Below are 267 nucleotides of genomic sequence, written 5' to 3'. Positions count from 1 at the left end.
GGCTGGTGATTGGTCTTGCCCTATTTCGAGATCAACCCATTTGGTATGTTGTTCAACAGTTGCAACTTGTCTTTGGTACAACGCAATATTGTGTTCCCAGTGCATCTGTGCAAGCTCGACAACGTTTAGGTTTAGAACCTTTGCAGGCACTGTTTTCCACGCTTAGCCAAGCATGGTTTCAAGATTCACAGCAACAACATTCAGATTTTCATGGTCTTCGTATATGTGCAGTTGATGGTATTGTCTGGTCTATGCCACATACACAAG

1 protein-coding gene is annotated in these 267 nt (G+C 43.4%); it reads left to right on the top strand.

The window, feature by feature from the left end:
• A partial coding sequence (locus GBN19_RS15640) for a transposase domain-containing protein (RefSeq protein ID WP_171494515.1) occupies window positions 1–267 on the top strand: 267 nt, incomplete at both ends.

Source organism: Acinetobacter brisouii (genome assembly GCF_008993995.1).
In the GTDB taxonomy this organism is placed as follows: Bacteria; Pseudomonadota; Gammaproteobacteria; order Pseudomonadales; family Moraxellaceae; genus Acinetobacter; species Acinetobacter brisouii_A.
Note: the sequence above shows the minus strand (reverse complement) of the source record. Positions and strands in the feature narration are given on the sequence as shown.